Source organism: Chromatiales bacterium (assembly GCA_014762505.1).
In the GTDB taxonomy this organism is placed as follows: domain Bacteria; phylum Pseudomonadota; class Gammaproteobacteria; order SpSt-1174; family SpSt-1174; genus SpSt-1174.
Genome location: JABURS010000043.1, coordinates 371,450 through 383,839 on the forward strand (window position 1 = coordinate 371,450; position 12,390 = coordinate 383,839).

Sequence of the window (12,390 nt, forward strand, 5' to 3'; positions counted from 1 at the left end):
GGAGCGAACGATTTTGCGGGCCTATGTTAACAGCTGGAGGCCCCGGGGTTCGCCGGGGACAAAAAAATCGCACCACGGAGGGTGCGATAAGGGAGAGGAGTGTTGCCCGGTCGGGCGTCAGAAGACCTCGTCCCCCTGGGCGACGAGCTGGCGCGTGGCGTCCTGACGCTGGGTATCCGATAGTTGCCGGTCGATGCGTTCCAGCCGCGACCGCGAGGAGGCGAAGCCGTTGTTGGCGGCGCGCTGGTACCAGTACCAGGCGGCGGCCAGGTCCTGGTCGACGCCGTTCCCCTTTTCATACAGGGTGCCCAGCATGTGCTGGGCGGCCGCGAAGTCGCGCTCGGCGAGGTCGCGGAAGAGTTCGACGGCGCGTTCGGGCGATTTCTCCTCGCCCTGGCTGCCGAGCAGGTGGTGCAGGGCCTTGTTGAACTGGTCGGCCGGGTCCGCGAAGGCCTGGTCTTCCGCCAGCGCCGGGGCGGCAAGCGCCACCAGGCCCGCGAGCAGGATGGGGGTCAGCATCTTCATGGGGCACGTCCTGTGGTCTGGGTGAGTGGTCTGGCCTGTTCCTGTAGCGAAGCATTGCAGAGCCCGCGTGCATTACAAGGCGAATACGGCACGACCTGCCGTTTCTTTGATAGGCTTCACGAACCCCCTGTGATGCCCTGCCCAGTCGAGGTGGACATGGTTCAAGTTTCTGTTGTGTCTGGAAAAACAGTTCTCCAATGCATCGTTGTTGCCGTGCTGCTGCTTGCGCTGGCCGGCTGCGGGGGGGCGTCGCCGTCGCCCGGGGCCGTTCCCGCCGTGCCGGACCTGATCTGGGACGTGCGTGGCGGGCGTGCGCTGAAGCCCGATGCCCTGGAGCGGCGCCTGTCGCGCGCGCCGGTGGTGCTGATCGGCGAGGTGCATGACAACCCGCGCCACCATGCCATCGAGGCCGAACTCATCCTCGCCCTGGTACGCATGGGGCGTCATGACGCCGTGGCCCTGGAGATGCTCGATCGTGGTCAGCAGGCCGAACTCGACCACCTGTGGCGCGAGGGGGCCGGGGTGGAGGCCGTGCTCGAGGCCATGGGGTTCGACGAGCGCGGCTGGGGCGCCGACCAGTACCGGCCGGTGGTGGCGGCCATGCACGAGGCCGAGGTGATTCCGGTGGCGGCCAACCTGTCGCGTGCGGAGGCCGGGGGGGTGATGCGCGAGGGCGGCGAGGCCCTGTTCGGTGCACAGGAGCGGGCGCGGCTGGCCCTGGGTGCCGTGTGGCCGGCCGAGGCCGAGTCGCGCCTGGTCGGCGCCCTGCGCGACTCGCACTGCCACGCCCTGCCGGAAGACCTGCTGCCCGGGATGCTGGCCGCGCAGCGGGCCCGCGACGCCGTGCTGGCCGACCGCCTGCTGACGCGGCTGGCCGACGGGGTGATCCTGGTGGCCGGCGCCCAGCACGTGCGCCGCGACTACGGCGTGCCGGTCTACCTGGCGGCCCGGGAGCCGGGGCTGGAAGTGGCGGTGGTGCGGCTGGTGGAGGTGGACGGCGAGCGGCCGGTGGCCGACTACCTCGAGGGCGGGGCCTTCGACTACCTCTGGTTCACCACGCGCGCGCCGCGGCCCGACCCCTGCGAGCAGTTCCGGAGGCAAGGGGCCGCGGACACGGATTGATGCCGCGGGTCAGCCGCTTCAGCGCAGGCAGCAGCGGCGGCGCAGGTCGCGCAGCAGCAGGAAGACCCAGGGCCAGAGCAGCATGCTGGTGACCAGCGGGCCCCAGTAGGCCCAGCTGGCAGCCTCGTGGCCGGTGATGCCATAGATCCACAGCACCAGCAGCAGGTGCAGGGCGATCATGGCGCCGATGGAGACGGCCTGCTGCCAGAGCGGATAGACGCGTACCCGCTGGTGCAGTTTGATGGCGAGGTAGGCGGCGACGGCCAGGCCCAGGGCATGCTGGCCGAGCACCGCACCCTTCAGCACGTCCAGCGCCAGGCCCATCCCCCAGCCGATGCCGACACCGATGCGCCCGGGCAGGGCCATGGCCCAGTAGATCACCGTCATGGCCACCCACTCCGGCCGCAGCGGGGCCGCCCATTCGGGCATGGGCACCACGCTGAGCATCAGCGCGGCGAGGAAGGTGATCGGGATGATCCAGGGGCGCTCGCGGAACTCGCTCATTGCGGCGCCTCCGTCGGGGCGGTGCCCGGTGCCTGCTGCGCGTCAGCGGCCGGGGCCTCGTCCAGCAGCATCTCGCCGGTCCACACCAGCAGGACCTCGCGGCTGCTGTCCAGACCGGCCAGCGGACGGGCCTCCACGCGGGCGAAGGGCTCGCCCGGGACGCGTTCCACGGCGGTGACCTCGGCCACCGGGTAGTCCGGCGGGAAGCGCTGGCCCAACCCCGAGGTGCTGACGGTATCGCCCACCTCGATGTCGGCGCTGTTCGGGATGTGGCGCAGTTCCAGCCGTTCGGGGCTGCCGGTGCCCACGGCCAGGGTGCGCAGGCCATTGCGTGCCACCTGCACGGGCAGGGCATGGCTGGGATCGGAGATGAGAATGGCGGTGGCATGCAGCGGGTTGACGCGTACCACCTGTCCCATGACGCCGCGGGCATCGATCATGGGCTGCCCCATGCGCACGTCGTGGCGCGAGCCCTTGTTGATGAGGACTTCCTGCTTGTAGGGGTCGAGGTCCACCGAGAGCAGCTCGGCCACCATCACGCGCTGCTCGAGGCGCTGCGAGGCCTCCAGCAGGTCGCGTAGCCGGGTGTTCTCCTGCTGCAGGCCTTCCAGGCGCTGCAGCCTTTCCTGCACCAGCAGCTGCTCCCGGTGCAGGCGGCGGTTCTCTTCCAGGAGGGTGTCGCGGGTGGCGAGGCTGTCGCTGGCCCAGTCGCTGGCCGCGAAGGGGAGGTTGACCACGTACTGGATGGGGGCCACGGCCACCTCCAGCACGCTGCGGATGCGATCCAGATGGCCGAAGCGGTGATCCAGGGTCATCAGGCCCAGGGAAAGCACCATGAACACCACCAGCTTGGCGGTGAGGGAGGGGCCAAGGTCGAAGAGTGACTGCTTAATGGTGACCGCTCCCCGGTGGGGTTATTCCACGGCGAGGAAGTGGGTGCCCTGTTCGTCCATCATCTCCAGCACCTTGCCGCCGCCGCGGGCGACGCAGGTGAGGGGGTCGTCGGCGATCACCACGGGGATGCCGGTCTCTTCCATCAGCAGGCGGTCGAGATCGCGCAGCAGCGCGCCGCCGCCGGTGAGGACGATGCCGCGCTCGGCCACGTCGGCGCCGAGTTCGGGCGGGGTCTGCTCCAGTGCGGTCTTCACGGCGCTGACGATGCCGTACAGGGGTTCCTGCAGGGCCTCGAGCACCTCGTTGCTGGTCAGCGTGAAGCTGCGCGGCACGCCCTCGGCGAGGTTGCGGCCCTTCACTTCCACTTCCAGCAGCTCCTGGCCCGGATAGGCGGAGCCGATCTCGTGCTTGATGCGCTCGGCGGTGGCCTCGCCGATGAGGATGCCGTAGTTGCGGCGCACGTAATTGATGATGGCCTCGTCGAACTTGTCACCGCCGATGCGCACCGAGGCCGAGTAGACGATGCCGTTGAGGGACATCACCGCCACCTCGGAGGTGCCGCCGCCGATGTCCAGCACCATGGAGCCGCGGGCCTCGTCCACCGGAATGCCGGCGCCGATGGCGGCGGCCATGGGTTCCTCGATGAGATACACGCGGCGGGCGCCGGCGCCGGCGGCGGATTCGCGGATCGCGCGGCGCTCGACCTGGGTGGCGCCGCAGGGCACGCAGACCACCACGCGCGGGCTGGGACGGAACAGGCGGCTCTGGTGCACTTTCTTGATGAAGTGCTGCAGCATCTTCTCGGTATAGGTGAAGTCGGCGATCACGCCGTCCTTCATCGGGCGGATGGCGGTGATGTTCTCGGGCGTGCGGCCGAGCATCTTCTTCGCCTCGATGCCCACGGCCTCGATGGACTTGGGGCCACCCGGGCCGCGGTCCTGGCGAATGGCGACCACGGAAGGCTCGTTGAGCACGATGCCCTTGCCGCGCATGTAGATCAGCGTATTGGCGGTGCCGAGGTCGATCGAGATGTCGTTGGACAGGAAGCCGAAGAGGGAATCAAACATGGTGGTCCGTCAATCCGAGAGAATAAGGGGTGCAGCCCGAGCGAAGCGGCTACTTTAGCAACGGGTCGGGCATTGGGCAAGGCGCGCCGCCGGGCCGTTTGCGCGAACTGTGGGCTGTGTCATGCACGACCTGGCCGCCGCGTGGCCGGCACGATGGCCGGGGGCGGGTCGGATATGGTATTTTTGCCGGCTTTCACCGCGTTCGAAGACCAGTGGAGATTCCGGAATGGAACTGGGCCCGAAAGACATCGAGAAGATCGCTCACCTCGCCCGCCTGCGCATCGAGGAGGGTGACATCCCGGCCTATGCCGACAACCTCAGTCACATCCTCGACCTGGTCGAGCAGATGAATGGTGTGGACACCGACGGCGTGGCGCCCATGGCGCATCCGCAGGACGCCTCCCAGCGTCTGCGCCCCGATGAGGTGACCGAGGAGAACCAGCGCGAGCATTTCCAGGCCAACGCGCCGGCCACCGAGGCCGGCCTGTACCTCGTGCCCAAGGTCATCGAGTGACGCGCGCCGTCCGCCCTGCCGATTCAACCGACCGGATGTTTGCCAGCCATGCATAACAAGACGATTGCCGAGCTCGCCGCCGCCCTCCAGCAGGGCGAGGTCTCCAGCGTGGAGCTCACGCAGCACTTCATCGACCGTATCGAGACCCTCGACGTCGAGCTCAACGCCTTCATCACCGTGACGCCGGAACATGCCCTGGACGCCGCCCGGGCGGCCGACGCGCGCATCAAGGCCGGTGATGCCGGCCCGCTCACCGGTGTGCCGATCGCTCACAAGGACATCTTCTGCACCCGCGGCGTGCGCACGAGCTGCGGTTCGCGCATGCTCGACAACTTCGTCGCGCCCTACGACGCGACCGTGGTCGAACGGCTGCAGGCCGCCGGTGCCGTGACGCTGGGCAAGACCAACATGGACGAGTTCGCCATGGGCTCCTCCAACGAGACCAGCTTCTACGGCCCGGTGAAGAATCCCTGGGACACCGCGCGCGTGCCCGGCGGCCCCTCCGGCGGTTCGGCCGCGGCCGTGGCCGCGCGCCTGGCGCCGGCCGCCACCGGCACCGACACCGGCGGTTCCATCCGCCAGCCGGCGGCGCTGTGCGGCATCACCGGCCTCAAGCCCACCTACGGCCGCGTCTCGCGCTGGGGCATGATCGCCTTCGCCTCCTCGCTGGACCAGGGCGGCCCCATGGCCCGTACCGCCGAGGACTGCGCCATCCTGCTCGGCGCCATGGCCGGTTTCGACACGAGGGACTCCACCAGCATCGACCGCCCGGTGGACGACTACGTCGGCGCGCTGAACAACGACCTCAAGGGCCTGAAGATCGGTCTGCCGAAGGAATACTTCGGCGAGGGCCTGGACGCCGACGTGGCGCAGGCCATCGAGGCGGCCATCGACGAGTACAGGAGGCTCGGCGCGGAAGTGGTCGAGATCAGCCTGCCCAATACCCACCTGGCCGTGCCCGCCTACTACGTGGTGGCCCCGGCCGAGTGTTCCTCCAACCTCTCGCGCTTCGACGGCGTGCGTTTCGGCTACCGCTGCGAGGAGCCGAAGGACCTGGTCGATCTCTACACCCGCTCGCGCGGCGAGGGCTTCGGCGCCGAGGTGAAGCGCCGCATCATGATCGGCACCTATGCGCTGTCGGCCGGCTACTACGACGCCTACTACCTCAAGGCGCAGAAGATCCGCCGCCTCATCAGCGACGATTTCCGCAAGGCCTTCGAGCAGGTGGACGTGATCATGGGGCCGTCTTCGCCCAGCACCGCCTTCAAGGTGGGCGAGAAGGCCGACGACCCGGTCACCATGTACCTGTCCGACATCTATACCATCGCCGCGAACCTGGCGGGCCTGCCGGGCATGTCGGTACCGGCCGGCGAGGTCGGCGGTCTGCCGGTCGGTCTGCAGATCATCGGCAACTACTTCGACGAGGCACGCCTGCTCAACGTCGCCCACCGGTTCCAGCAGGCGACGGACTGGCACGAACGCGCACCCACGGGATTCGCGTGAGGCGTAAGGCGCCTCACCCCTCACGTTAGTAAGAGGTCTAGAACAAATGGAATGGGAAACAGTCATCGGGCTTGAGATCCACGCGCAGCTCGCGACGAAGAGCAAGATCTTCTCCGGCGCGTCGACCGCCTATGGTGCCGAACCCAACACCCAGGCCTGTGCCGTCGACCTGGGGCTGCCGGGCGTGCTGCCGGTGCTCAATGCCGAGGCCGTGCGCATGGCCGTGAAGCTGGGTCTGGCCATCGGCGCGACCATCTCGCCGCGTTCGGTGTTCGCCCGCAAGAACTACTTCTATCCCGACCTGCCCAAGGGCTACCAGATCTCGCAGTTCGAGCTGCCGGTGGTGGGCCTGGGTTCGCTGGAGATCGAGCTCGAGGACGGTAGCACCAAGACCATCGGCGTCACCCGCGCGCACCTGGAAGAAGATGCGGGCAAGTCGCTGCACGAGGACTTCGCCGGCATGACCGGCATCGACCTCAACCGCGCCGGCACGCCGCTTTTGGAGATCGTCTCCGAGCCGGACATGCGTTCGGCCAAGGAGGCGGTGGCCTACATGAAGAAGCTGCACGCCCTGGTGCGCTACCTCGAGATCTGCGACGGCAACATGCAGGAAGGCTCCTTCCGCTGCGACGCCAACGTCTCGGTGCGCCCGAAGGGGCAGCACGAGTTCGGCACCCGCTGCGAGATCAAGAACCTCAACTCCTTCCGCTTCGTCGAGCGCGCCATCGACTACGAGGTCGAGCGCCAGATCGACATCATCGAGGGCGGCGGCTCCATCGTGCAGGAGACGCGCCTGTACGATCCGGACAAGGGCGAGACGCGCTCCATGCGCAGCAAGGAAGAGGCGAACGACTACCGCTACTTCCCCGACCCGGACCTGCTGCCGCTGGACATCGACGAGGCCTTCATCGACAAGGTGCGCGCGACCCTGCCGGAGCTGCCGGACGAGAAGAAGCACCGCTTCATGACGCACTACGGCCTGTCGGCCTACGATGCCGGCGTGCTCACCGCCAGCCGCGAGATGGGCGACTTCTACGAGGCCGTGGTCAAGGCCTGCGGCGGCAACGCCAAGCTCGCCGCCAACTGGGTGATGGGCGACTTCTCCGCCTTCCTCAACAAGGACAACCGGGACGTGACCGGGGCGCCGGTCACCGCCGAGATGCTCGGCCAGCTCCTGCAACGCATCGAGGACAACACCATCTCCGGCAAGATCGCCAAGGACGTGTTCGAGGCGATGTGGAACGGTGAGGGCACGGCCGACGAGGTGATCGAGAGCAAGGGCCTCAAGCAGATCACCGACACCGGCGCCATCGAGGCCATCTGCGACAAGGTGATCGCCGAGAACCCGGCCCAGGTCGAGCAATATCGTGCCGGCAAGGACAAGCTGATCGGCTTCTTCGTCGGGGCGGTGATGAAGGAATCGAAGGGCAAGGCGAACCCGGGCCAGGTGAACGCCATCCTCACCGAGAAACTGAAGGGGGGTTGAGGCGAGAGGCATCAGGCGCGGGAAGGCCTTGCCTTCCGTCTCACGCCTGACGCCTCGCCCCTCACGCTTACTGCCATGAGCGAGCGCGATTCCCTGCAACGCTTCCTCATCGAGCACACCAACGTGCGCGGTGAGTGGGTGCACCTGGACGCCACCTGGCAGGCGGTGCTCGAGCGTGGCGACTACCCGCCCGTGGTGCGCGAGACCCTGGGCGAGGCGCTGGCCGCCGTGGCGTTGCTGGCGGCCACCATCAAGTTCAAGGGCTCGCTGATCCTGCAGGTCTCCGGTGACGGGCCCATCGGCATGCTGGTGGTGCAGGCCACCTCCGGCCACACCCTGCGCGGACTGGCGCGCTGGAATGGCGAGGTGCCGGCCGGTGACCTCGTCAGCCGTTTCGGCAACGGGCGCATCGTCATCACCATCGATCCGGGTGAGGGCATGGAGCGCTACCAGGGGGTGGTGGAGCTGGCGGGCGAGAGCCTGGCCGAGTCGCTGCGCGACTACTTCGAGCGCTCCGAGCAGCTGCCCACCCAGCTCTGGCTGGCCGCCGACGGCACGGCCGCCGCCGGTCTGCTGCTGCAGCGCATGCCGGGCCACGAGGTGGACAGCGATGCCTGGAACCGCACGGTCACGCTGGCCGAAACGGTCACGCGCGAGGAGCTGCTGACCCTGAGCGCCCGGCAGGTGCTGCATCGCCTCTATCACGAGGAGGACGTGCGCCTGTTCGAGCGCGACCCGGTGAGCTTCCGCTGCGGCTGCTCGCGCGAGCGGGTCGCCGAGATGATCCTGGGGCTCGGCCCGGACGAGGCGCGCAGCATCCTCGAGGACGAGGGCCAGGTGGATGTCACCTGCGAGTTCTGCAACGCCCGCTATCACTTCGATGCGGTGGATATCGAACAGATCTTCGCCGCCGCCGATCGGCCACCGGTGAAGCCCACGCGACACTAGGTTCCAATAATGAACATCCTCATCGTCTACGCCCATCCGAATCCCGACAGCTTCAACCACGCCATTCTCGAGCGCGTGCAGGCCACCCTCGTGGACAAGGGTTACCAGGTGCGCGTACGCGATCTCTACGCCATGGGTTTCGATCCGGTGTTGAGCGGCAACGACCTCGTCGACATCAACGTCGGCAAGCTCGCCGACGACGTGGCCGTCGAGCAGGACATGCTGCGCTGGGCCACCGGGCTGCTGTTCGTCTACCCGGTGTGGTGGTTCGACCGCCCGGCCATACTCAAGGGCTGGTTCGACCGCGTGCTCACCCGCGGCTTCGCCTTCGACTACAGCGAGGACGGCGCAGTCGGCCTGCTCACGCAGCAGAAGGCGGCGGTCATCATGACCACCGGCGGCACTGACTTCGATTTCGAGGGCATGGACATCGAGACCCTGCTGGTGCACCCGGTGACCGAGGGCACGCTCAAGTTCTGCGGCATCCAGGACACGGCGCATCAGGTGCTGATGGGCGTGCCCGTGGCGGGCGAGGAGGGGCGTCGGCGGATGCTGGACGAGACGGTCGAGTTCGTCTGCGATTTCTTCTAGCCGGTCGCGCTCAGGGGAGGCGGCAAGATCGGGGCTCAGCCTGCCTCGATCGATTCGAGACGCGTCCTGACCTCATCCATGCTGCCGGGCCGGTCGCCGGGTTCCTTGGCGATCATGTGCAGAATGAGTTCGCTCAGGGCAGGTGGAACCGCCGGGTTTACGCTGTCGGGTGCGGGGGCTGTCCTGGTGGCATGCTGGACGAGCATCGAAACCAGCGTGTCCCCTTCGAAGGGCACGCTTCCCGTGGCCATCTCGTAAAGCGTCATGCCCAGCGCATAGATATCCGATCGCTCGTCTGCCGCTCTTCCCTCGCCCTGTTCCGGGCTCATGTATGCCGGTGAACCGATCAGCGTGCCCGAGACGGTGTAACCGCTCTGGTGTGCAAGCCGTGCCATGCCGAAATCCATGATCTTCGCCGTGCCGTGCTCGTCGATGAGTACGTTGGCCGGTTTGAAGTCGCGGTGGATGACGCCGCGCGCATGGGCATAGGCCATGGCCGAGGTGAGCTGGTTACCGAGCCGCAGGATGTCACCCGTGTCCAGCGCGCCCCGGTCGGCAATCCGCTCGCCCAGTTCCCGCCCCTTCACCAGCTCCATCGCGATCCAGGTAAAGCCCTGGTCGCTGATCACGTCGTAGACCTGCACGATGTTGGGGTGGTTCAGCCTGGCCAGGGCCTTCGCCTCCTGCTTGAAGCGCATCGACATCTGGTAGTCCTGCGCGGGGTCGGCCATGCGCTTGAGGGCGACATCCCGCTCGAGTCGCAGGTCGTGTGCGGTATAGACGACGCCCATGGCCCCGCGGCCGAGTTCCCGCCCGATGCGGTAGCGGTCGCCGACGCGTGTCTCCCCGCCGGTACCGGTCGCCGCCGAGCCGGTTTGTTGCCAGCGGAGGTCCTCGTCGAGACTGGCGAGCTTGGCGCGCAGCAGGCGCATGTGTTCCGGGTCTGTGTTGATCGCCAGCGCTGCTTGATAACTGTGCAGCGTCCTGGAGGGCTGGGACTTGAGGAGCCGGTCGCCCTCCTGTTCCAGTTCGCGTGCCCTGGCTCGAAGTTCGGTGAGTGCCCCGGGCAGGCGGCGCATGAGCAGGACGATGACAAGCCCGCCGGCGCCGAGCCAGAGAATGATGCGCGCCTGCCGTTGCCGCGTCTCCAGCAGCGGATTCTGCCGGTCGGTCTGCACCAGGCCGAACAGGTGCCTGGCCTTGACCGGCTGGTAGATCTTCTCCATCAGCCAGTCCGAGCCCGCGGGGACGATCGTCGGCATGAGCAGCACGGTGGCGAGGAGGGCGACCTGTGCAGCACGGGCCGTGCGCAGCCAGTAGAGCACGGCGTGGGGACTGCGCCGGATGGCTGCCAGCTGCCGGGCACTCTGGCGCAGTGCCTGGTTCGCACCGGTTACACTCCGGGTCAGATGATTCCGCCATCTGGTCAGGGTTGCATTCATGTGCGGTCGGACGGTTGCGGGTTGTGGGTCGGTGAGGGCGCCTGGCGTGTCTGCCGGCCACAGACGGGGCAGTCCGGGTCGCGGCGCAGCCGCAGGCGGCGAAAATCCATGGTCCTGAGGTCGGCGATCAGCAGCTGGCCGTCCAGCGAGGGCAGTCCCGTCAGTACCTTCAGCGCCTCGGTGGCCTGCAGCGAGCCGATCACACCCACGACCGGGGCGAGCACGCCCGTGGTGCTGCAGGTGTCTTCCACTTCCCCCTCCTCCCGATACAGGCAGCGATAGCAGGGACCCGTGCCCTGGTTGAGAAAGGTCGCCACCTGTCCCTCCAGGCGTATCGCCGCACCCGAGACCAGCGCGGTGCCGGTGGCGACGCAGGCGGCATTCAGGGCGAAGCGGGTGGGGAAGTTGTCGCTGCAGTCTAGCACCAGGTCGACCCCGCTCACGGCGGCCTGCAGTGCCTCTGTGTCCAGTTGCCGGTCGATGCGCCTTACCGTCACCCGTGGGTTCAGTGCGTGCAGGCGGTCGGCCATGGCGTCCACCTTGGGACGGCCGATGTCGGCCGTGGTATGCGCGATCTGGCGCTGCAGGTTGCTGAGGTCGACGGTATCGAAGTCGCAGAGCGTGATCTGGCCGACGCCGGCGGCGGCGAGATACATGCCGGCCGGAGAGCCCAGGCCGCCGGCACCGAGGATCAGCACCCGGGCGTCGAGCAGGCGCTGCTGTCCCTCCAGGCCGACATCGGCGAGCAGGATCTGGCGGCTGTAGCGGAGGAGGTCGGCGTCTTGCATGGTCGGACAAGCTTAACGCCTGTCCGCCGCACTGCAAGGGTTAACTTGCCGCCTGGCTCAACGGCCGATGCGTGCCTGTGCCTGGGCGCGCAACCGGTCGATGAAGCCGAGGATGCCGGCCGGGACGTTGCGCATCGCGCTGTCCTCCTGGCGCTGTGGCTGATGACGGCGCACGAGCGCGGGACTGGCGACGAGCTTGCGATGCTGGGCCAGTGTGGCCTGGATGGCGCGTTCGAGCAGGGCGCGGTTGGCGGGCTTGGGCAGGAAGCGATACACCTGTCCGTGATTGATCAGGTCGATGAGCGCGTTGGTATCGGTGAACGAGGTGAGGGCGATGCTGAGCACGTCCGGCTTGTACTGCTTGAGCTGGTGAATGGCCGCACTGATGTCCTGGCCGGCCACGCGCAGCTCGGTGATCACGATGGCGATGTCCTCGCTCGCCAGTCGCTCGAAGGCCGCCTCGGGGGTGGCGGCATGATGCACCATCGCCTCCCCGCCGACGATCTGCTGCACCAGGGCGACGGTGGCCGGGTCGTCATCGATGACCAGCAGGTCCGGCATGGGCGGCAGGATGTCCACGGCCGGCTCGGCCGCGGCCCGGGCCAGGTCCTGCGCGATGGCGGCGGCCTCGCTGACGGTGGCGACGATGTCCTCGGGATTCCAGGGCTTGCTGACGTAGCGGAATATCTCGCCCTGGTTCACCGCCTCGATGGCGGCCTCCATGTCCGAGTAGCCGGTGAGCAGGATGCGCATGGTATGGGGCGAGAGCTCCTTCACCTGCGCAAGCACCTGGGCGCCGAACATCTTCGGCATGCGCTGGTCGCTGACGATCACGTCGATCTGCTCGCGGCGCACCAGCGCGAAGGCCTCCTCGGGGTCCATGGTGGTGTGCACATCGAACCTGCCACGGAACAGCATCTTCAGCGTGCGCAGGATGCGTTCTTCGTCGTCGATGAACAGGATCTTCGGCTTGTCCGTCATGTTGGGGCTCCTTGTCGTTGTGCGC

At 67.7% G+C, this 12,390-nt stretch carries 13 protein-coding genes; 6 read left to right on the forward strand and 7 right to left on the reverse strand.

Annotated elements, in window-relative coordinates; genetic code table 11:
* Nucleotides 1–117: 117 nt before the first annotated feature.
* Nucleotides 118–525 (reverse strand): sel1 repeat family protein, encoded by a 408-nt coding sequence (locus HUJ28_13575; protein MBD3620497.1) that lies wholly within the window; start codon nt 523–525, stop codon nt 118–120.
* Nucleotides 526–801: 276 nt separating this feature from the next.
* Here HUJ28_13575 and HUJ28_13580 point away from each other — a divergent pair, with 276 nt between their 5' ends.
* Nucleotides 802–1,647 carry a ChaN family lipoprotein gene (locus HUJ28_13580; GenBank protein MBD3620498.1) on the forward strand — a complete coding sequence of 282 codons (846 nt, stop codon included), beginning with the start codon at nt 802–804 and terminating at the stop codon, nt 1,645–1,647.
* 18 nt (nt 1,648–1,665) lie between these two features.
* Here HUJ28_13580 and mreD read toward each other — a convergent pair whose 3' ends face one another.
* The 3 genes from mreD to HUJ28_13595 are packed head-to-tail and all read right to left on the reverse strand — an operon-like array spanning nt 1,666 to nt 4,112.
* Nucleotides 1,666–2,151, reverse strand: a complete 486-nt coding sequence (gene mreD, locus HUJ28_13585; protein MBD3620499.1) for a rod shape-determining protein MreD — start codon at nt 2,149–2,151, stop codon at nt 1,666–1,668.
* Nucleotides 2,148–3,044, reverse strand: a complete 897-nt coding sequence (gene mreC / locus HUJ28_13590) for a rod shape-determining protein MreC (GenBank protein MBD3620500.1) — start codon at nt 3,042–3,044, stop codon at nt 2,148–2,150. Before mreC ends, mreD begins: the two co-directional genes overlap by 4 nt.
* A gap of 21 nt (nt 3,045–3,065) precedes the next feature.
* On the reverse strand, nt 3,066–4,112 hold the full coding sequence (locus HUJ28_13595) for a rod shape-determining protein (protein ID MBD3620501.1): 1,047 nt from the start codon (nt 4,110–4,112) through the stop codon (nt 3,066–3,068).
* A 226-nt stretch (nt 4,113–4,338) separates the two neighbouring features.
* Here HUJ28_13595 and gatC point away from each other — a divergent pair, with 226 nt between their 5' ends.
* The 5 genes from gatC (at nt 4,339) to HUJ28_13620 (ending at nt 9,154) form a co-directional block, all read left to right on the forward strand.
* Nucleotides 4,339–4,626 (forward strand): Asp-tRNA(Asn)/Glu-tRNA(Gln) amidotransferase subunit GatC, encoded by a 288-nt coding sequence (gene gatC, locus HUJ28_13600; GenBank protein ID MBD3620502.1) that lies wholly within the window; start codon nt 4,339–4,341, stop codon nt 4,624–4,626.
* Between the two features lie 48 nt (nt 4,627–4,674).
* Nucleotides 4,675–6,129 carry an Asp-tRNA(Asn)/Glu-tRNA(Gln) amidotransferase subunit GatA gene (gene gatA / locus HUJ28_13605; GenBank protein ID MBD3620503.1) on the forward strand — a complete coding sequence of 485 codons (1,455 nt, stop codon included), beginning with the start codon at nt 4,675–4,677 and terminating at the stop codon, nt 6,127–6,129.
* A gap of 46 nt (nt 6,130–6,175) precedes the next feature.
* Entirely contained in the window at nt 6,176–7,615 is a 1,440-nt protein-coding gene (gene gatB / locus HUJ28_13610; GenBank protein ID MBD3620504.1) for an Asp-tRNA(Asn)/Glu-tRNA(Gln) amidotransferase subunit GatB, read from the forward strand.
* Between the two features lie 75 nt (nt 7,616–7,690).
* The gene (hslO, locus tag HUJ28_13615; protein ID MBD3620505.1) at nt 7,691–8,563 is read left to right on the forward strand and encodes an Hsp33 family molecular chaperone HslO; all 873 of its coding nucleotides are present in this window, start codon (nt 7,691–7,693) and stop codon (nt 8,561–8,563) included.
* Between the two features lie 9 nt (nt 8,564–8,572).
* Nucleotides 8,573–9,154 carry an NAD(P)H-dependent oxidoreductase gene (locus HUJ28_13620; GenBank protein MBD3620506.1) on the forward strand — a complete coding sequence of 194 codons (582 nt, stop codon included), beginning with the start codon at nt 8,573–8,575 and terminating at the stop codon, nt 9,152–9,154.
* A 35-nt stretch (nt 9,155–9,189) separates the two neighbouring features.
* On the opposite strand, the gene HUJ28_13625 is transcribed toward HUJ28_13620, so the two are convergent.
* The 3 genes from HUJ28_13625 to HUJ28_13635 form a co-directional block, all read right to left on the reverse strand.
* Nucleotides 9,190–10,479, reverse strand: a complete 1,290-nt coding sequence (locus tag HUJ28_13625) for a serine/threonine protein kinase (GenBank protein ID MBD3620507.1) — start codon at nt 10,477–10,479, stop codon at nt 9,190–9,192.
* 113 nt (nt 10,480–10,592) lie between these two features.
* Complete coding sequence (moeB, locus tag HUJ28_13630) at nt 10,593–11,384, reverse strand: molybdopterin-synthase adenylyltransferase MoeB (protein MBD3620508.1); 792 nt, start codon at nt 11,382–11,384, stop codon at nt 10,593–10,595.
* Nucleotides 11,385–11,441: 57 nt separating this feature from the next.
* A complete protein-coding gene (locus HUJ28_13635; GenBank protein ID MBD3620509.1) occupies nt 11,442–12,365 on the reverse strand; it encodes a response regulator in 924 nt (307 codons plus the stop codon).
* Nucleotides 12,366–12,390 lie beyond the last annotated feature (25 nt).

Excerpts from the sequence above, each read along its gene's own strand:
- HUJ28_13575 (MBD3620497.1), bottom strand. The coding sequence starts at position 525 with ATGAAGATGCTGACCCCCATCCTGCTCGCGGGCCTGGTGGCGCTTGCC.
- mreD (MBD3620499.1), bottom strand. The coding sequence starts at position 2,151 with ATGAGCGAGTTCCGCGAGCGCCCCTGGATCATCCCGATCACCTTCCTC.
- HUJ28_13595 (MBD3620501.1), bottom strand. The coding sequence starts at position 4,112 with ATGTTTGATTCCCTCTTCGGCTTCCTGTCCAACGACATCTCGATCGAC.
- gatC (MBD3620502.1), top strand. The coding sequence starts at position 4,339 with ATGGAACTGGGCCCGAAAGACATCGAGAAGATCGCTCACCTCGCCCGC.
- gatA (MBD3620503.1), top strand. The coding sequence starts at position 4,675 with ATGCATAACAAGACGATTGCCGAGCTCGCCGCCGCCCTCCAGCAGGGC.
- gatB (MBD3620504.1), top strand. The coding sequence starts at position 6,176 with ATGGAATGGGAAACAGTCATCGGGCTTGAGATCCACGCGCAGCTCGCG.
- hslO (MBD3620505.1), top strand. The coding sequence starts at position 7,691 with ATGAGCGAGCGCGATTCCCTGCAACGCTTCCTCATCGAGCACACCAAC.
- HUJ28_13620 (MBD3620506.1), top strand. The coding sequence starts at position 8,573 with ATGAACATCCTCATCGTCTACGCCCATCCGAATCCCGACAGCTTCAAC.
- moeB (MBD3620508.1), bottom strand. The coding sequence starts at position 11,384 with ATGCAAGACGCCGACCTCCTCCGCTACAGCCGCCAGATCCTGCTCGCC.
- HUJ28_13635 (MBD3620509.1), bottom strand. The coding sequence starts at position 12,365 with ATGACGGACAAGCCGAAGATCCTGTTCATCGACGACGAAGAACGCATC.